The 15,252-nt window shown below is 43.1% G+C and carries 28 protein-coding genes and 1 pseudogene; all 29 read right to left on the minus strand.

The features are described 5' to 3' along the window. Positions 1 to 3 precede the first annotated feature (3 nt). A complete protein-coding gene (locus NSQ49_RS11875) occupies positions 4 to 801 on the minus strand; it encodes an energy-coupling factor transporter transmembrane component T family protein (RefSeq protein WP_159869737.1) in 798 nt (265 codons plus the stop codon). Continuing rightward, positions 798 to 1,667 carry an energy-coupling factor ABC transporter ATP-binding protein gene (locus NSQ49_RS11880; protein ID WP_251284577.1) on the minus strand — a complete coding sequence of 290 codons (870 nt, stop codon included), beginning with the start codon at positions 1,665 to 1,667 and terminating at the stop codon, positions 798 to 800. The genes NSQ49_RS11875 and NSQ49_RS11880 overlap by 4 nt, the downstream gene beginning before the upstream one ends. After that, complete coding sequence (locus NSQ49_RS11885) at positions 1,643 to 2,482, minus strand: energy-coupling factor ABC transporter ATP-binding protein (protein WP_251284578.1); 840 nt, start codon at positions 2,480 to 2,482, stop codon at positions 1,643 to 1,645. The genes NSQ49_RS11880 and NSQ49_RS11885 overlap by 25 nt, the downstream gene beginning before the upstream one ends. A 585-nt stretch (positions 2,483 to 3,067) precedes the next feature. Beyond that, the gene (rplQ, locus tag NSQ49_RS11890) at positions 3,068 to 3,430 is read right to left on the minus strand and encodes a 50S ribosomal protein L17 (RefSeq protein WP_009336608.1); all 363 of its coding nucleotides are present in this window, start codon (positions 3,428 to 3,430) and stop codon (positions 3,068 to 3,070) included. 70 nt (positions 3,431 to 3,500) lie between these two features. Further along, positions 3,501 to 4,445 carry a DNA-directed RNA polymerase subunit alpha gene (locus NSQ49_RS11895; RefSeq protein WP_159869776.1) on the minus strand — a complete coding sequence of 315 codons (945 nt, stop codon included), beginning with the start codon at positions 4,443 to 4,445 and terminating at the stop codon, positions 3,501 to 3,503. A 172-nt stretch (positions 4,446 to 4,617) separates the two neighbouring features. Then, entirely contained in the window at positions 4,618 to 5,007 is a 390-nt protein-coding gene (gene rpsK / locus NSQ49_RS11900; protein ID WP_048011510.1) for a 30S ribosomal protein S11, read from the minus strand. A gap of 22 nt (positions 5,008 to 5,029) precedes the next feature. Continuing rightward, on the minus strand, positions 5,030 to 5,395 hold the full coding sequence (rpsM, locus tag NSQ49_RS11905) for a 30S ribosomal protein S13 (RefSeq protein ID WP_009336605.1): 366 nt from the start codon (positions 5,393 to 5,395) through the stop codon (positions 5,030 to 5,032). Positions 5,396 to 5,418: 23 nt separating this feature from the next. Next, positions 5,419 to 5,532 carry a 50S ribosomal protein L36 gene (gene rpmJ / locus NSQ49_RS11910; RefSeq protein WP_000868344.1) on the minus strand — a complete coding sequence of 38 codons (114 nt, stop codon included), beginning with the start codon at positions 5,530 to 5,532 and terminating at the stop codon, positions 5,419 to 5,421. A gap of 35 nt (positions 5,533 to 5,567) precedes the next feature. Continuing rightward, positions 5,568 to 5,786: a translation initiation factor IF-1 gene (infA, locus tag NSQ49_RS11915; RefSeq protein ID WP_009336604.1), complete on the minus strand. Its 219-nt coding sequence runs from the start codon at positions 5,784 to 5,786 to the stop codon at positions 5,568 to 5,570. Next, a pseudogene (locus NSQ49_RS11920) lies at positions 5,743 to 6,101 on the minus strand (KOW domain-containing RNA-binding protein). The gene infA and the pseudogene NSQ49_RS11920 overlap by 44 nt, the downstream one beginning before the upstream one ends. Before the next feature lie 16 nt (positions 6,102 to 6,117). Continuing rightward, positions 6,118 to 6,864 carry a type I methionyl aminopeptidase gene (gene map, locus NSQ49_RS11925; protein ID WP_159869725.1) on the minus strand — a complete coding sequence of 249 codons (747 nt, stop codon included), beginning with the start codon at positions 6,862 to 6,864 and terminating at the stop codon, positions 6,118 to 6,120. Continuing rightward, positions 6,861 to 7,511: an adenylate kinase gene (locus NSQ49_RS11930; protein WP_061793802.1), complete on the minus strand. Its 651-nt coding sequence runs from the start codon at positions 7,509 to 7,511 to the stop codon at positions 6,861 to 6,863. Before NSQ49_RS11930 ends, map begins: the two co-directional genes overlap by 4 nt. 58 nt (positions 7,512 to 7,569) lie before the next feature. After that, positions 7,570 to 8,865, minus strand: coding sequence for a preprotein translocase subunit SecY (gene secY, locus NSQ49_RS11935; protein ID WP_159869722.1), 1,296 nt, complete (start codon positions 8,863 to 8,865; stop codon positions 7,570 to 7,572). Beyond that, on the minus strand, positions 8,865 to 9,305 hold the full coding sequence (gene rplO, locus NSQ49_RS11940) for a 50S ribosomal protein L15 (protein ID WP_061793800.1): 441 nt from the start codon (positions 9,303 to 9,305) through the stop codon (positions 8,865 to 8,867). Before rplO ends, secY begins: the two co-directional genes overlap by 1 nt. 32 nt (positions 9,306 to 9,337) lie before the next feature. Next, complete coding sequence (rpmD, locus tag NSQ49_RS11945) at positions 9,338 to 9,520, minus strand: 50S ribosomal protein L30 (protein WP_009336598.1); 183 nt, start codon at positions 9,518 to 9,520, stop codon at positions 9,338 to 9,340. 13 nt (positions 9,521 to 9,533) lie between these two features. Next, positions 9,534 to 10,034: a 30S ribosomal protein S5 gene (rpsE, locus tag NSQ49_RS11950; RefSeq protein WP_009336597.1), complete on the minus strand. Its 501-nt coding sequence runs from the start codon at positions 10,032 to 10,034 to the stop codon at positions 9,534 to 9,536. Between the two features lie 24 nt (positions 10,035 to 10,058). Further along, positions 10,059 to 10,421, minus strand: a complete 363-nt coding sequence (gene rplR, locus NSQ49_RS11955) for a 50S ribosomal protein L18 (RefSeq protein WP_159869719.1) — start codon at positions 10,419 to 10,421, stop codon at positions 10,059 to 10,061. A gap of 32 nt (positions 10,422 to 10,453) precedes the next feature. Then, positions 10,454 to 10,990, minus strand: coding sequence for a 50S ribosomal protein L6 (gene rplF / locus NSQ49_RS11960; RefSeq protein ID WP_159869717.1), 537 nt, complete (start codon positions 10,988 to 10,990; stop codon positions 10,454 to 10,456). A gap of 31 nt (positions 10,991 to 11,021) precedes the next feature. Continuing rightward, on the minus strand, positions 11,022 to 11,420 hold the full coding sequence (gene rpsH, locus NSQ49_RS11965; protein WP_061793797.1) for a 30S ribosomal protein S8: 399 nt from the start codon (positions 11,418 to 11,420) through the stop codon (positions 11,022 to 11,024). Between the two features lie 29 nt (positions 11,421 to 11,449). Then, entirely contained in the window at positions 11,450 to 11,635 is a 186-nt protein-coding gene (gene rpsN, locus NSQ49_RS11970) for a 30S ribosomal protein S14 (protein ID WP_009336593.1), read from the minus strand. A 25-nt stretch (positions 11,636 to 11,660) separates the two neighbouring features. Beyond that, positions 11,661 to 12,200 carry a 50S ribosomal protein L5 gene (rplE, locus tag NSQ49_RS11975; RefSeq protein ID WP_159869714.1) on the minus strand — a complete coding sequence of 180 codons (540 nt, stop codon included), beginning with the start codon at positions 12,198 to 12,200 and terminating at the stop codon, positions 11,661 to 11,663. 26 nt (positions 12,201 to 12,226) lie between these two features. Further along, positions 12,227 to 12,538 (minus strand): 50S ribosomal protein L24, encoded by a 312-nt coding sequence (gene rplX, locus NSQ49_RS11980; protein ID WP_035332291.1) that lies wholly within the window; start codon positions 12,536 to 12,538, stop codon positions 12,227 to 12,229. A 37-nt stretch (positions 12,539 to 12,575) separates the two neighbouring features. Next, entirely contained in the window at positions 12,576 to 12,944 is a 369-nt protein-coding gene (gene rplN, locus NSQ49_RS11985; protein WP_009336590.1) for a 50S ribosomal protein L14, read from the minus strand. 41 nt (positions 12,945 to 12,985) lie between these two features. Continuing rightward, positions 12,986 to 13,249 (minus strand): 30S ribosomal protein S17, encoded by a 264-nt coding sequence (rpsQ, locus tag NSQ49_RS11990; RefSeq protein WP_009336589.1) that lies wholly within the window; start codon positions 13,247 to 13,249, stop codon positions 12,986 to 12,988. A gap of 21 nt (positions 13,250 to 13,270) precedes the next feature. After that, positions 13,271 to 13,471 (minus strand): 50S ribosomal protein L29, encoded by a 201-nt coding sequence (gene rpmC, locus NSQ49_RS11995; RefSeq protein WP_009336588.1) that lies wholly within the window; start codon positions 13,469 to 13,471, stop codon positions 13,271 to 13,273. Beyond that, positions 13,461 to 13,895, minus strand: a complete 435-nt coding sequence (gene rplP / locus NSQ49_RS12000) for a 50S ribosomal protein L16 (RefSeq protein ID WP_009336587.1) — start codon at positions 13,893 to 13,895, stop codon at positions 13,461 to 13,463. Before rplP ends, rpmC begins: the two co-directional genes overlap by 11 nt. Position 13,896: 1 nt before the next feature. Beyond that, positions 13,897 to 14,553: a 30S ribosomal protein S3 gene (rpsC, locus tag NSQ49_RS12005; RefSeq protein WP_009336585.1), complete on the minus strand. Its 657-nt coding sequence runs from the start codon at positions 14,551 to 14,553 to the stop codon at positions 13,897 to 13,899. Between the two features lie 3 nt (positions 14,554 to 14,556). After that, positions 14,557 to 14,898, minus strand: coding sequence for a 50S ribosomal protein L22 (gene rplV, locus NSQ49_RS12010; protein WP_009336582.1), 342 nt, complete (start codon positions 14,896 to 14,898; stop codon positions 14,557 to 14,559). Between the two features lie 18 nt (positions 14,899 to 14,916). Beyond that, positions 14,917 to 15,195 (minus strand): 30S ribosomal protein S19, encoded by a 279-nt coding sequence (gene rpsS, locus NSQ49_RS12015; protein WP_159869711.1) that lies wholly within the window; start codon positions 15,193 to 15,195, stop codon positions 14,917 to 14,919. Positions 15,196 to 15,252: the final 57 nt, after the last annotated feature.

Consider the following 15,252-nt stretch of genomic DNA (forward strand, 5'->3'; position numbering starts at 1 on the left):
CGTTTATGATCTCAGCAGGATTAACACCAGGGTGAGAGCTGCAAGCATGGCGAGCATCGATGTATCCTTCAGACCCCAGTTAAGCTGCCTGTATTTCGTTCTGCCTTCCCCGCCTCTATAGCCCCGTGATTCCATCGCCACAGCAAGCTCTTCTGCCCGTTTGAACGAACTGACAAACAAAGGAATTAAAAGAGGAATAATGGCTTTAACACGGTCTTTAATCGGACCGCTTGTAAAATCGGCCCCTCTGGCTGTCTGGGCCTTCATAATTTTATCGGTTTCCTGCATGAGTGTCGGAATGAAGCGGAGAGAAATCGACATCATCAAAGCCAGTTCATGCACCGGAAACTTGAATTTATTTAATGGATTGAGCAGACTTTCCAGACCATCCGTAATTTCAATAGGAGTCGTGGTCAAAGTCAGAATAGAAGTCATCAGAATGAGCAGAAAAAAACGCAGAGAGATGAAAATCCCCTGTCTCAGACCTTCTTCATAGATCGTAATCCATCCAAACCGGAAGAGAACATCCCCCTCTTTTGTCAAAAACAAATGAAGAAATAAAGTAAAAATAACAAGCAGCAGGACCGGCTTTAATCCTGTATAGATAAACCGGATCGGCACTTTAGATAAAGCAATCATAAAAAAGGTATAAATCGTCAGCAATCCATATGTCAGCAAATTATTTGCCAGAAAGACAATGCACACGAATAAGAAAATAAGGACAAGCTTTGAACGAGGGTCCATCCTATGGATGACAGACTCAGCCGGAACATAGCGCCCAAAAATCATTTTGTCCATCATGTATCTGTCCCCCTCTTCATCACAGCAGCAATCTCATCCGTCAGCTCATCCATAGTCAGGCACGTCTTAGAAAGACGGATGTTAAGCGATTTTTCCATTTTCAGCTGAAAGCGGACAACCTCCGGAACATCGAGTCCAAGCTTAAGCAAGCCTTCCGGAGAAGAAAAAATTTCTTTGGGTGTCCCTTTTTTGTACACTTCACCGTTATGCATGATGACAATCTGATCAGCATAGCGAGAAGCATCCTCCATGCTATGTGTCACAAGTACTGTCGAAAGTCCCCTTGTCTCATGCAGGCTGTAGAACATATCCATGATTTCCTTCCGGCCACGTGGATCAAGTCCCGCAGTAGGCTCGTCCAGGACAATGACATCAGGCTCCATTGCCAGCACTCCTGCTATGGCTACACGTCGCATTTGACCGCCTGACAGGTCAAATGGGGACTTGCTTAAAATTTCTTCCGGCAGGCCCACCTGGGCTAGAGCTGCTCTGGCTCTTTTTTTGGCTTCCTCTTCTGACACTCCAAAGTTGATCGGTCCAAAGCAAATATCTTTCTCAACTGTTTCCTCAAACAGCTGATGTTCAGGAAATTGAAATACGATGCCGACCCTTTGGCGGATTTCCTTCAGGTTCTTTTGTTTCTTTTCCGGTGTGATCGACCGCTCCCCGATCACTACCTGGCCATCTGTCGGCTTAAGCAGGGCATTTAAATGCTGAAGGACGGTCGATTTGCCTGAACCGGTATGACCAATGATCGCGAGAAATGTGCCTGATGGAATATCGATGGAGACATCCTTTATGGCGAGACGTTCAAATGGCGTATTAACCTGATAACGGTATTCTACATTTTGGAGTGAGATGTCCATAATTCTTCCACCAACTCTTCTTCGGATAAATAATGCCTGGATAACGGCAGCCCTTTTTCTCTTAATTCCTTGCTCAGCTTCACAGGGAAAGGAATATCCAGGCCCAGCTTTACAAGCTCCTCATCCATTTGAAAAATTTCCTCTGGCGTGCCTTCCCGATATAACTTGCCTTTATTCATGACTATGATGCGATCAGCCTTTGCCGCCTCCTCCAGATCATGAGTGATGGAGATGACGGTCATATGATAATCCCGCTTGAGCTCTCTGACGGTCTCCAGCACCTCTTCACGCCCTCTTGGGTCCAGCATAGAGGTTGACTCGTCGAGAATAATAATATCCGGCCTTAAGGCGATAACGCCGGCTATGGCTACCCTTTGCTTCTGGCCGCCGGAAAGATGGTGCGGCTCTTGATTAAGAAATGATGTCATTTTGACCTTTTCCAATGATTGGGCAACACGCTGAACCATGTCATGTCTTTCAATTCCATGGTTTTCTAAACCAAAAGCCACATCATCCCTTACAGTCGTTCCAACAAACTGGTTATCCGGATTTTGAAAAACCATACCAATCTTCTTTCTCGTTTCCCAAACCGTATCTTCGCTCAATGAAATGCCGCCTACTGTAATGCTGCCTTGCAGAGGAAAGTGCAGGCCATTAAGCAATTTAGCAAGTGTTGATTTTCCGGAACCATTATGCCCAACTATTGCAAGCCATTCCCCTTTAAAGATATTAAAAGAGATATTGTCCAGCGCATATGCAGCTTCTGCATCATATTTAAACGAAACATTTTTCAATTCTACCAGCGGCTCGTTCAAGTGAAGTCCTCCTCTCAGCTCTGCTTCTCTATTTCAGCTCTGCTCTTATAATGAAAAAACCCGCCATTTTTGGCGAGCTTTAAATAGTTCGATAATAGGTTATGTTACCGGATAGCAAGCGTTGAATGATACCATTCTCCCACACTTGTAATAATACACAAGAAAATCTGGATTTCTGCTATCTAAGCTTATTGGATGCCTATTATGCCTCCCTATTAAAAGCTCATACTGACGCAGTATGGTCGTTGGTTCTTGCTATTGTATAAATATGTTCAGAGACCCCGGTTTTCTTCTGGTTATGAACATACTAAATTTAAAAAAGCCTGCACCTCTTTCCGTCAGGCAGGAAACTGCCGGGCGCAATTCTTATTTCCGGAAGAGGTGCATGAGCTAGACGAGTCATATACCAGGCAATGGGGAATCTATTGCTCATCCATTCCTGTTTACTTGCTGTACATGCTCATCGTAACGCTCGTTATTGGCCTGATTTCGGCGCTCCATACAAATTAAGGAAACAGCCGCTTTTATAGAAAAAGGGCAAAGAACAAGTTCATTGAAACCGTCCCGCGCCCTTTCCTAAAAAAATTATACTAACTCGATGATTACCATTGGCGCACCGTCTCCACGACGAGGTCCAAGTTTCATAATACGAGTGTATCCGCCTTGACGCTCTTCATAACGAGTTGCGATGTCGCTGAATAATTTTTGAACAGCATCCTGGTCAGTTTCAGCGTTAGCTACCTCGTTGCGAACAAATGCAGCTGCTTGACGGCGTGCATGCAAGTCGCCGCGCTTTCCAAGAGTGATCATTTTCTCAACAACTGAACGAAGTTCTTTCGCACGAGCTTCAGTTGTTTCGATGCGCTCATTGATGATTAGATCTGTTGCTAAGTCACGCAGCATAGCTTTACGTTGTGAGCTAGTGCGTCCTAACTTTCTGTATCCCATGAAAGTTTCCCTCCTTTGTTGAAGTCATTCGATCTGCTGAAAGCAAACATATAGATTATCAATTAATTAATCAATCGTCTTTGCGTAAGCCCAGTCCAAGATCTTCTAATTTATGTTTTACTTCCTCAAGTGACTTTCTGCCAAGGTTGCGGACCTTCATCATATCCTCTTCAGTCTTATTAGCTAATTCCTGAACAGTATTGATGCCAGCGCGCTTTAAGCAGTTGTAAGAACGTACAGACAAGTCCAGTTCTTCAATTGTCATCTCAAGTACTTTCTCTTTTTGGTCTTCTTCTTTTTCAACCATGATTTCTGCATTTTGAGCTTCATCCGTTAAACCGACAAAGATATTCAAATGCTCAGTTAAGATCTTCGCTCCAAGTGCAACCGCATCTTGAGGACCTGTACTGCCGTCAGTCCAAACATCGAATGTTAACTTATCATAGTTAGTCATTTGACCCACACGTGTATTCTCTACCTGGTAGGAAATACGGGCTACTGGAGTGTAGATAGAATCGATCGGAATCACACCAATTGGCTGATCTTCTCTCTTGTTTTGGTCAGCTGGTGTATAGCCTCGTCCGCGTTTTGCAGTTAAACGCATGCGCAGATGGGCATTCGAACCAAGAGTAGCAATATGAAGATCCGGATTTAGGATTTCAACATCGCTGTCATGTGTTACGTCAGCTGCCTTCACTACACCTTCACCCTGAACATCGATTTCCAATGTTTTTTCTTCATCAGAGTAGATTTTAAGTGCTAGTTTTTTAATGTTTAAAATGATAGATGTTACATCTTCTACGACGCCTTCAATTGTTGAGAACTCATGAAGTACCCCATCAATTTGGATCGATGTGACAGCGGCACCTGGGAGTGAGGATAAAAGGATACGACGTAAGGAGTTACCCAAAGTTGTACCATATCCACGCTCAAGTGGCTCGACGACGAACTTGCCGTACTTGGCATCATCGCTGATCTCAACCGTTTCGATTTTTGGTTTTTCTATTTCGATCATCAAAATATACCCTCCTTCAAAACGTCGAAACCCCGGCTAGCAATCTCTAACCGAAATTCCCCCATGTATACGTTCCCGTTTTGTGCACAACAACTGGAATAATTGTTCTGTATAACTAAAAATTAGTATCATATCCCATTATAGACAAGGATACAAATTCTATACAGAAAAATTATACACGGCGGCGTTTTGGTGGACGACATCCGTTATGAGGAACTGGAGTTACGTCTCTGATAGCAGTAACTTCTAGACCAGCAGCTTGAAGAGCACGGATAGCAGCTTCACGTCCTGCACCAGGTCCTTTAACAGTTACTTCAAGGGATTTCATACCGTGTTCCTGGGAAGTTTTAGCTGCAGTTTCAGCTGCCATTTGTGCTGCGAATGGAGTAGATTTACGAGAACCTCTAAATCCAAGAGCTCCAGCACTTGACCATGAAATAGCATTTCCATGAACATCAGTGATAGTTACGATTGTGTTGTTGAAAGTAGAACGGATATGTGCAATACCCTGTTCAATATTCTTTTTCACACGACGCTTACGTGTATTAGTTTTACGAGCCATTTAAAGTTACCTCCTTTACCGATTATTTCTTCTTGTTCGCTACAGTCTTACGAGGACCTTTGCGTGTACGAGCGTTGTTTTTTGTGTTTTGTCCGCGAACCGGTAAACCACGGCGATGACGTAGACCGCGATAGCTTCCGATCTCCATTAGACGTTTGATGTTTAGAGAAACCTCACGGCGAAGGTCACCTTCAACTTTCAATTTGTCGATGATGTCACGGATTTTGTTAAGTTCGTCTTCTGTAAGATCACGAACACGAGTGTCTTCAGAAACACCAGCTTCAGCCAAAACTTTCTGAGCTGTAGATTTACCAATACCAAAGATATAAGTTAATGAGATTACTACACGTTTTTCACGTGGAACATCTACACCAGCAATACGTGCCATTGTATAAGCGCACCTCCTTCAAATTAACCTTGTTTTTGTTTATGTTTAGGGTTTTCACAGATAACCATTACTTTTCCACGTCTGCGGATAACTTTACACTTTTCGCAGATTGGTTTAACTGATGGTCTTACTTTCATTATCCTAACCTCCTTAATAGTACGGAGTGCAATGATTATTTAAAACGATATGTGATTCTACCGCGTGTTAAATCATATGGAGACAGCTCAACTGTTACTTTATCTCCAGGTAAAATACGGATGAAGTGCATGCGGATCTTACCGGATACATGAGCTAGCACTGTATGACCATTTTCTAATTCTACCTTAAACATTGCATTTGGCAAAGTATCAACAACTGTGCCTTCTATTTCGATTACATCGTCTTTCGCCATTGAACTTTATTCTCCCTTCTTCATGTCATATACGAATTCATTTACATACTTTGCAAGCGCAAAGCGTAACTTTCCGTTTGTTACACGGCCGGTCTCCTCGAGACTGGTCTGAACTTCTGGAGAGATATAATTAAACAATTGCAGATGCTGAACGTTCTTTTTCTTCGGGCGGTCGAATTTCTTCTTGCCGCCGTCAGCAAGTATAACATATCTTTCATCCAACAACCTTATAATTATAGCATATTGACCAGCATCTCGCCCACTTTTGATCAAAACAATTTGACCAGGCTGCGGATTCGTATCAGAACCAACCAATGGAATCACCTGCACCTTAGGCTTTTGTCAGTATTTCATAACCGGATTCAGTGATCGCTATAGTATGCTCAAAATGCGCACACCTTTTACCGTCAACTGTGACAACTGTCCAGTTATCGGCTAAGGTTTTAACATAACGACTTCCTGCATTCACCATAGGTTCAATTGCAAGTACCATTCCCGGCTTTAAGCGCGGCCCTCTGTTAGGCGGTCCATAATGAGGAATTTGAGGATCCTCATGTAAGTCTTGCCCTACTCCGTGGCCGACATACTCGCGTACAATGGAAAAGCCATTAGATTCCGCATACGTTTGGATAGCATGGGAGATGTTCGACAAGCGCTCACCCGGTTTAGCTTCTTCAAGGCCCTTATATAATGATTCTTCTGTCACATCCATCAGACGCTCGGCTTCCTCATCAATTTGGCCAACAGCATATGTCCAGGCTGAGTCACCATGATAACCGTTATATTTAGCACCGATATCAATGCTGATTATATCACCGTCATTTAAAACTCGATCACCAGGAATGCCATGAACAAGTTCATCGTTAACTGAAGCACAGATGCTGCCGCGGAAACCATTATACCCTTTGAACGATGGGATTGCATCGTATTTACGGATAAACCGGTCAGCAATATCATCCAGTTCGCGGGTTGTGATTCCGGGTGCAATATGTTTTTTCAGTTCCTGATGTGTAAGTGCTACGATTCTGCCGGCCTCACGCATTATTTCAAGCTCACGCGGGGTTTTGCAAATGATCATTGTAAACCCCCGAGCAATGCATCAAGATCAGAAAATACTTTATTAATATCCTGCTGACCGTCAATATTGCGCAGATAACCTTTCGTTTCGTAGAAATCAAGCAACGGTTTTGTTTGTTTAATATTAACGTCAAGTCGATTCTGGACAGTCGCTTCATTATCATCAGCACGCTGATAAAGCTCACCGCCGCAGCGATCGCACACTCCGTCTTTCGCTGGCGGATTGAATACTAGATGATAAGTAGCTCCGCAGTCTTTACAGATGCGGCGTCCTGTAAGACGCTCCATTAGGATACTCTGATCGACATCAATATTAATAACATAATCAATTTTCTTGTCTAAATCAGAAAGGATGTTTTCAAGGGCATCTGCTTGGGCAACCGTTCTTGGGAAGCCATCCAGCAAAAAGCCTTTTTCGCAATCATCCTTGCTTAATCGTTCACGCACAATGCCGATTGTTACCTCATCAGGAACAAGCTCGCCTTTATCCATGAATGATTTTGCTTTAAGGCCTAGGTCCGTTTCGTCTTTAATAGCCGCACGGAACATATCTCCGGTAGAGATATGAGGGATGCCGTATTTTTGGACGATCTTCTCGGCTTGTGTACCTTTACCGGCACCAGGGAGCCCCATTAAAACTAAATTCACGTCAATTTCCCCCTAGTCTCTAAATGGTATAAGGGAACATGCGTCCCCTACAACCAAATTATTTAATGAAACCTTTATAATGACGCTTAACCAGCTGTGCTTCAAGCTGCTTCATCGTTTCCAGTGCAACACCGACTACGATCAGCAGGCTTGTGCCTCCAATTTGCGCAGATTCAGGCAATCCAGCGATATTGATGAAGAAAACCGGCAGGATTGAAATCACTGTCAAGAAGAGAGCTCCAACCAAGGTTAAACGGTATAAGACGCGAGTCAGATATTCCTGCGTGTTATTTCCTGGACGGATGCCCGGGATATAACCGCCCTGCTTCTTCAGGTTTTCCGCAACTTGTTCGGGGTTCACCTGAATGAAAGCATAGAAATAAGTAAAAGCAATGATTAATGCACTATAGATGACCATTCCGATTGGAGACGTATAGTCAAATATTCTTTGAATCCATAGCGTCACATCATTCTGCTCAAAGAAACCGGCAATGGTTCTTGGCGTAATGATGAATGAAATCGCAAAGATTACTGGAATTACACCAGCTGCATTAACTTTTAACGGAAGATGAGTTGATTGTCCGCCAGCAGAATTATTTCCTGCTGTTACACGCTTAGCATATTGAATAGGAATTTTTCTTAATGCCTGTTGGATGAAGATCGTTCCTACAACAATAGCAATGACTGCAATTAATATAAGCACGACTGTCACGATGCGAAGGAATAGCTGCTCTCCAGCATTTTCAAACTGCTGAGCGTAAATCTGGTTAACCGTTGAAGGAATCCCAGCTACGATACCAGCAAAGATAAGGATGGAAATACCATTGCCAACACCTTTTGACGTAATCTGCTCACCAAGCCACATTAGAAATGCAGTTCCGGCAGTCAATACTACGGCAATCAATAGATAAGACGTGATTCCCGGATTCTCAATCAGCATTCCGCCTGCTAGGTTATTAAACCCATAAGACATACCGAGAGCCTGGATAAAACCAAGCACGATAGTAAAGTAACGGGTAAACTGAGCTAGCTTACGGCGTCCGACATCACCCTGCTTTGACCATTCCGTAAACTTAGGAACAACATCCATCTGCAGAAGCTGCACAATGATGGATGCCGTAATATACGGCATGATACCCATTGCAAGGATTGAGAAGTTCAGGAGCGCCCCGCCGCCGAATGTATTCAGAACACCGAATACATTTAGTTCATCCTGAGCTTTTAATAGCTCTGCATTTACGCCCGGTACAGGGATAAATGTACCGATGCGAAATACAATCAGCATTAAAAGGGTGAAAATAATCTTTCGTCTTATATCACCCACACGCATAAAATTGGAGATTGTCTGAAACATTAAATCACCTCAGTTTGACCGCCGGCAGCTTCAATAGCTTCCTTTGCAGCAGAGGAGAATTTATGAGCTTTTACTGTAAGCTTTTTCTCAACTTTGCCTTTTGCAAGAATCTTGATTCCTGCTTTTTCGTTGCTTACTACACCAGTTTCGATAAGAAGCTCAGGAGTTACTTCAGCTCCATCTTCGAAACGGTTTAAAGCATCAAGGTTCACAATCGCGTACTCTTTACGGTTGATGTTAGTGAAACCGCGTTTAGGCAAGCGTTGGAATAAAGGTGTTTGACCACCCTCGAATCCAGGACGGACACCGCCGCCAGAACGAGCGTTTTGACCTTTATGACCCTTACCAGCAGTTTTACCATTACCGGAACCGATACCACGGCCTTTGCGTTTGCGTTCCCCACGAGAACCTTCTGCAGGCTTTAATTCATGAAGTTTCATGTTGGCACCTCCTTATTTGTAGAAGAATAGATTTATTTTTCTTTTACCACAACAAGGTGAGCAACTTTGTTGATCATTCCGCGGATAGCAGGATTATCTTGATGCTCAACTGTTTGGTGCATTTTGCGTAAGCCAAGAGCCTTAACTGTTTCGCGCTGGTCTTGCGGGCGACCAATCACGCTGCGAGTGAGGGTTACTTCTAGTTTATTCGCCATTTGATATCCCTCCTTATCCTAACAGTTCTTCTACTGATTTACCACGTAATTTCGCTACGTCCTCAGCACGTTTTAATTGAGTTAAACCGTTCAAAGTGGCGCGAACCATGTTGATTGGTGTGTTAGTACCTAAAGATTTAGATAGGATATCACCAACACCAGCTAATTCTAAAACCGCACGAACTGGACCTCCGGCGATTACTCCAGTACCTTCAGAAGCAGGCTTAAGTAGGATTTCTCCAGCACCGAAGTGACCGATTACCTGGTGAGGAATTGTAGTTCCAACCATAGGTACTTCGACTAAGTTTTTCTTAGCATCTTCAATAGCTTTGCGGATCGCTTCAGGAACTTCCTGTGCTTTACCTGTACCAAAGCCAACGTGACCGTTTTTGTCACCTACTACTACAAGAGCAGAGAAACGAAAACGACGTCCACCTTTAACAACCTTTGCTACACGATTAACCGTAACTACGCGCTCTTCAAGTTCAAGTTTGTTTGGATCAATACGACGCATCTTTTTGTGTCCCTCCTTTGTCTATTAAAATTCTAAACCATTTTCACGTGCTGCATCAGCTAATGCCTGAACACGTCCATGATATAGATAGCCACCACGATCGAAAACGACAGCTTTTACGCCTTTTTCGATTGCGCGCTTTGCAACTAATTCTCCGACCTTAACTGCTGCATCAACGTTGCTTGTTGCATCAAGGTTCACTTCTTTATCTTGTGTAGAAGCACTTGCTACAGTAACTCCGTTTACATCATCAATAAGTTGAGCATAAATGTGCTTGTTTGAACGATACACATTTAAACGAGGACGAGCCGCAGTTCCAGAAAGTTTCGCACGCACACGAGCATGTCTTTTCTTACGAACCGCATTTTTATCAGCCTTCGTAATCATTTCGGTCACTCCTTTCGTTTACCTAAGCGGCATTACTTACCAGTTTTACCTTCTTTACGACGAACATATTCGCCTTCATAGCGGATACCTTTACCTTTGTAAGGCTCTGGAGGACGAACATCACGGATGTTGGCAGCCAATGCGCCAACGCGCTCTTTGTTAGTACCTTTAACAATGATCTTTGTGTTAGAAGGAACTTCAACTTCAATACCTTCTTCAGGTTCGATTTCAACAGGATGAGAGTAACCAACGTTTAAAACAAGCTTTTTGCCTTGTTTTTGAGCACGGTAACCGACACCGATAAGCTCTAGACCTCTTTCAAATCCTTTTGACACACCTTCAACCATGTTAGCTAGAAGTGCGCGAGTAGTTCCGTGCAATGCGCGGTGTTCTTTCGCATCAGATGGACGGGAAACGTTGATTACGTTGTCTTCCACCTTGATTTCGATATCCTGGTTGAATGAACGGGAAAGTTCACCTTTAGGACCCTTCACAGTAACAGTGTTATTGTCGTTAGTAACAGTAACACCAGTTGGAATTTCAATTGGTTTTTTACCTATACGAGACATTTAATTGCACCTCCATTCATGAAAAACTCTATTACCAAACGTATGCTAATACTTCTCCGCCGACTTGTTTAGCGCGGGCTTCTTTATCAGTGATAACGCCTTGAGAAGTAGAAACTAGTGCGATTCCAAGACCGTTAAGTACACGAGGTACTTCATCAGCCTTTGCGTATACACGAAGACCAGGCTTACTGATACGCTTTAGACCAGTGATAACGCGTTCGTTGTTTGCACCGTATTTTAGGAAAATGCGGATGATGCCTTGCTTGTTATCCTCGATAAGCTCAACATCACGTACAAAACCTTCACGCTTTAAGATCTCAGCAATTTCTTTCTTGATGTTAGAAGCAGGAACTTCTAATTTTTCGTGACGAACCATGTTCGCATTACGGATGCGAGTAAGCAAGTCTGCAATTGGATCTGTCATGACCATTGTTTTTACCTCCTTCCCATGCTTGGGTTTTACCAGCTAGCTTTTTTCACGCCAGGAATTTGTCCTTTATATGCTAATTCACGGAAACAAATACGACAAAGCTTAAATTTACGGTATACAGAATGTGGACGTCCGCAGCGTTCGCAGCGAGTGTACTCCTGTACCTTGTGTTTAGGCGTGCGTTTTTGCTTCGCAATCATTGACTTTTTAGCCACGTTTTCGCCTCCCTCTATTTAGCGATTACTTTTGGAATGGCATTCCAAATTGAGTTAAAAGTTCACGAGCTTCTTCATCAGTGTTAGCTGTAGTTACGATAACGATATCCATACCACGAACTTTGCTTACTTTATCGTAATCAATCTCAGGGAAGATCAACTGTTCTTTGACACCTAGAGTATAGTTACCACGGCCGTCAAATGACTTCTTAGAGATACCGCGGAAGTCACGTACACGTGGAAGAGATACAGATACTAACTTATCAAAGAACTCATACATGCGCTCTCCACGAAGAGTAACTTTCGCACCGATTGGCATACCTTCACGAAGACGGAAGCCAGCGATTGATTTCTTAGCACGAGTGATAACCGGCTTTTGACCAGTGATCAAAGTTAATTCCTCAACAGCTTTATCTAGTGCTTTTGCGTTTTGAACAGCGTCACCAACACCCATGTTGATAACGATTTTTTCAAGCTTAGGTACTTGCATAACTGATTTATAGCTAAACTTGCTCATTAGAGCAGGAGTAATTTCTTTTGAATGCTTTTCTTTTAGGCGGTTCATTCATTGTACCTCCCTTCTTCTTTAAACTATTTATCTAGAACTTCACCGGATTTTGTTGCAACACGTACTTTTTTGCCATCAACCGTTTTATAGCCTACACGAGTTGGTTCACCAGATTTAGGATCAACAGGCATAACGTTTGATACATGAACAGGTGCCTCTTGGCTGATGATTCCGCCTTGCGGGTTCATCTGAGAAGGCTTAGAGTGTTTCTTTACAATGTTAACTCCTTCAACAAGCACTCGGCTTTGTTTAGGGAACGCTGCAAGAATAACGCCCGTTTTGCCTTTATCCTTACCAGAGATGACCATTACTTTGTCACCTTTTTTCACATGCATCTGTGCGCACCTCCTTAAAGGCAATTTAATTTGATATTTATAGTACTTCTGGAGCTAAAGATACAATTTTCATGAAGTTGTTTTCACGTAGTTCACGGGCAACCGGTCCGAAGATACGAGTTCCGCGTGGTCCTTTGTCATCACGAATAATTACACATGCGTTTTCATCGAAACGAATGTAAGTACCGTCATTACGGCGTACACCGCTCTTAGTACGAACAACTACCGCTTTAACAACATCACCTTTTTTAACAACGCCACCTGGTGTTGCTTGTTTCACTGTACAAACGATAACATCACCGATGTTAGCAGTTTTGCGGCCAGAGCCACCAAGAACTTTGATTGTAAGTACCTCACGAGCACCAGAGTTGTCAGCAACTTTTAAACGTGATTCTTGTTGAATCATGTGTGTAACCTCCCTTCGGGATAAATCTCCCAACCGAACAATTAGATAATAACTGCTTTTTCAACTACTTCTACAAGACGGAAGCGTTTAGTCGCAGAAAGTGGACGAGTTTCCATAATACGAACGATATCGCCAGTTTTTGCTTGATTTTGCTCATCATGAGCCTTGAACTTTTTAGAGTACTTAACGCGTTTACCGTAAAGTGGATGCTTTTTGTAAGTTTCGACAAGAACCGTTACTGTCTTATCCATTTTGTCAGAAACGACGCGTCCAGTGTAAACTTTGCGTTGGTTGCGTTCACTCATTGTGCGAACCTCCTCTCAATATCACTTGCTAAAGCCGATTTCTCTTTCACGAATAACAGTTTTCATGCGGGCAATCGCTTTGCGTACTTCACGAATGCGAGCTGTATTTTCAAGTTGTCCAGTCGCCAATTGAAAGCGAAGGTTGAAAAGCTCTTCTTTTAATGATTTAACTTTTTGTTCAATTTCGGCAGTGGTAAGGTCACGAATTTCATTAGCTTTCATTTGATTCACCACCAATTTCTTCTCGTTTTACAAACTTGCACTTAACTGGAAGTTTGTGTGATGCAAGACGTAATGCTTCACGAGCGATCTCTTCAGATACACCAGCGATTTCGAACATTACTTTACCAGGCTTAACAACTGCTACCCATCCTTCAGGAGCACCTTTACCGGAACCCATGCGGACTTCTAGAGGCTTTGCAGTGTAAGGCTTGTGAGGGAAAATTTGAATCCAAACTTTACCGCCACGTTTCATGTAACGAGTCATTGCAATACGTGCAGATTCAATTTGACGGTTAGTGATCCAAGAAGCTTCTAGAGCTTGAAGGCCATATTCACCGAAGTTTACTTCAGTTCCGCCTTTTGATTGACCACGCATTTTTCCGCGGTGTACACGACGATATTTTACGCGCTTTGGCAATAACATATTATTTGCCTCCTTCCCCAGTTTTCTTCTTCGTAGGAAGGACCTCTCCACGATAGATCCATACTTTTACGCCCAATTTACCGTAAGTTGTATCAGCTTCAGCTGTAGCATAATCGATATCAGCACGAAGAGTATGAAGTGGAACTGTTCCTTCGCTGTATGATTCTGAACGAGCGATATCAGCACCGCCTAAACGACCAGATACCATTGTTTTGATACCTTTAGCGCCAGCGCGCATTGCACGTTGAATAGTTTGTTTTTGAGCACGACGGAATGATACGCGGTTTTCTAATTGACGAGCAATGTTTTCCGCAACCAATTTCGCATCGATATCAGCTCTTTTAATTTCAAGGATGTTGATGTGAACACGCTTGCCAGTTAATGAGTTAAGTGACTTGCGAAGTGCTTCAACCTCAGTACCACCTTTACCGATAACCATACCTGGTTTCGCAGTGTGGATAGTGATGTTCAGGCGATTAGCAGCACGTTCGATTTCTACTTTAGAAACAGAAGCATCGCTTAAGCGCTTTGTGATGTACTCACGAACCTTAAGGTCTTCGTGTAAAAGATCAGCATAGTCTTTGCCTGCGTACCATTTTGACTCCCAATCACGGATGACACCGACACGCAAACCGACTGGATTTACTTTTTGACCCACTGATTATCCCTCCTTCTTTTCTGATAAAACGATAGTAATATGGCTAGTGCGCTTGTTGATTTGGCTTGCACGGCCCATAGCGCGAGGACGGAAACGTTTTAAAGTTGGTCCTTCGTCTACGAATGCTTGAGCAACTACCAGGTTGTTAACGTCCATTTCGTAGTTGTGCTCAGCGTTAGCTAGTGCAGATTTTAAAACTTTCTCTACGATTGGAGAAGCAGCTTTAGGTGTTAGGTTTAAAATCGCTACTGCTTCGCCTACTTGCTTTCCTCGAATTAAATCTACGACTAAACGAGCTTTACGAGGAGCAATACGAACTGTTCTTGCAACAGCTTTAGCTTGCATTAGAATGCCCTCCTCTCATTAACGTCTTGTTTTCTTATCATCATTGCCATGGCCTTTGTACGCACGAGTTGGAGCAAATTCTCCAAGCTTGTGGCCTACCATGTCTTCAGTGATGTATACAGGCACATGTTTACGACCATCATAAACTGCGATTGTGTGTCCGATGAATTGTGGGAAGATCGTAGAACGGCGAGACCAAGTTTTAGTAACTTGCTTGCTATCTGTTTCATTAAGCTTTTCGATCTTTGTCATTAAATGTTCATCAACAAAAGGTCCTTTTTTTAAGCTGCGACCCATGATTGAACCTCCCTTCGTGATTGCTCTACGGTTCTTAATTGGAACCGTAGTACAATC

The organism is Cytobacillus sp. FSL R5-0377, from assembly GCF_038004385.1.
In the GTDB taxonomy this organism is placed as follows: domain Bacteria; phylum Bacillota; class Bacilli; order Bacillales; family Cytobacillaceae; genus Cytobacillus.

Excerpts from the sequence above, each read along its gene's own strand:
- rplN (WP_009336590.1), bottom strand. The coding sequence starts at position 12,944 with ATGATTCAACAAGAATCACGTTTAAAAGTTGCTGACAACTCTGGTGCT.
- NSQ49_RS11875 (WP_159869737.1), bottom strand. The coding sequence starts at position 801 with ATGATGGACAAAATGATTTTTGGGCGCTATGTTCCGGCTGAGTCTGTC.
- rplF (WP_159869717.1), bottom strand. The coding sequence starts at position 10,990 with ATGTCTCGTATAGGTAAAAAACCAATTGAAATTCCAACTGGTGTTACT.
- rpsK (WP_048011510.1), bottom strand. The coding sequence starts at position 5,007 with ATGGCTCGTAAAACTAATACACGTAAGCGTCGTGTGAAAAAGAATATT.
- rpsS (WP_159869711.1), bottom strand. The coding sequence starts at position 15,195 with ATGGGTCGCAGCTTAAAAAAAGGACCTTTTGTTGATGAACATTTAATG.
- rpsM (WP_009336605.1), bottom strand. The coding sequence starts at position 5,395 with ATGGCACGTATTGCTGGTGTAGATGTTCCACGTGAAAAACGTGTAGTA.
- rplX (WP_035332291.1), bottom strand. The coding sequence starts at position 12,538 with ATGCATGTGAAAAAAGGTGACAAAGTAATGGTCATCTCTGGTAAGGAT.
- rplO (WP_061793800.1), bottom strand. The coding sequence starts at position 9,305 with ATGAAACTTCATGAATTAAAGCCTGCAGAAGGTTCTCGTGGGGAACGC.
- rpsQ (WP_009336589.1), bottom strand. The coding sequence starts at position 13,249 with ATGAGTGAACGCAACCAACGCAAAGTTTACACTGGACGCGTCGTTTCT.
- map (WP_159869725.1), bottom strand. The coding sequence starts at position 6,864 with ATGATCATTTGCAAAACCCCGCGTGAGCTTGAAATAATGCGTGAGGCC.
- rplV (WP_009336582.1), bottom strand. The coding sequence starts at position 14,898 with ATGCAAGCTAAAGCTGTTGCAAGAACAGTTCGTATTGCTCCTCGTAAA.
- rpsH (WP_061793797.1), bottom strand. The coding sequence starts at position 11,420 with ATGGTCATGACAGATCCAATTGCAGACTTGCTTACTCGCATCCGTAAT.
- rplE (WP_159869714.1), bottom strand. The coding sequence starts at position 12,200 with ATGAACCGCCTAAAAGAAAAGCATTCAAAAGAAATTACTCCTGCTCTA.
- NSQ49_RS11880 (WP_251284577.1), bottom strand. The coding sequence starts at position 1,667 with ATGGACATCTCACTCCAAAATGTAGAATACCGTTATCAGGTTAATACG.
- secY (WP_159869722.1), bottom strand. The coding sequence starts at position 8,865 with ATGTTTCAGACAATCTCCAATTTTATGCGTGTGGGTGATATAAGACGA.
- rplP (WP_009336587.1), bottom strand. The coding sequence starts at position 13,895 with ATGTTATTGCCAAAGCGCGTAAAATATCGTCGTGTACACCGCGGAAAA.
- NSQ49_RS11895 (WP_159869776.1), bottom strand. The coding sequence starts at position 4,445 with ATGATCGAAATAGAAAAACCAAAAATCGAAACGGTTGAGATCAGCGAT.
- rpmD (WP_009336598.1), bottom strand. The coding sequence starts at position 9,520 with ATGGCGAATAAACTAGAAGTAACCCTCACTCGCAGCGTGATTGGTCGC.
- rpsE (WP_009336597.1), bottom strand. The coding sequence starts at position 10,034 with ATGCGTCGTATTGATCCAAACAAACTTGAACTTGAAGAGCGCGTAGTT.
- infA (WP_009336604.1), bottom strand. The coding sequence starts at position 5,786 with ATGGCGAAAGACGATGTAATCGAAATAGAAGGCACAGTTGTTGATACT.
- rpmC (WP_009336588.1), bottom strand. The coding sequence starts at position 13,471 with ATGAAAGCTAATGAAATTCGTGACCTTACCACTGCCGAAATTGAACAA.
- rpmJ (WP_000868344.1), bottom strand. The coding sequence starts at position 5,532 with ATGAAAGTAAGACCATCAGTTAAACCAATCTGCGAAAAGTGTAAAGTT.
- rplQ (WP_009336608.1), bottom strand. The coding sequence starts at position 3,430 with ATGGGATACAGAAAGTTAGGACGCACTAGCTCACAACGTAAAGCTATG.
- rplR (WP_159869719.1), bottom strand. The coding sequence starts at position 10,421 with ATGATTACGAAGGCTGATAAAAATGCGGTTCGTAAGAAAAGACATGCT.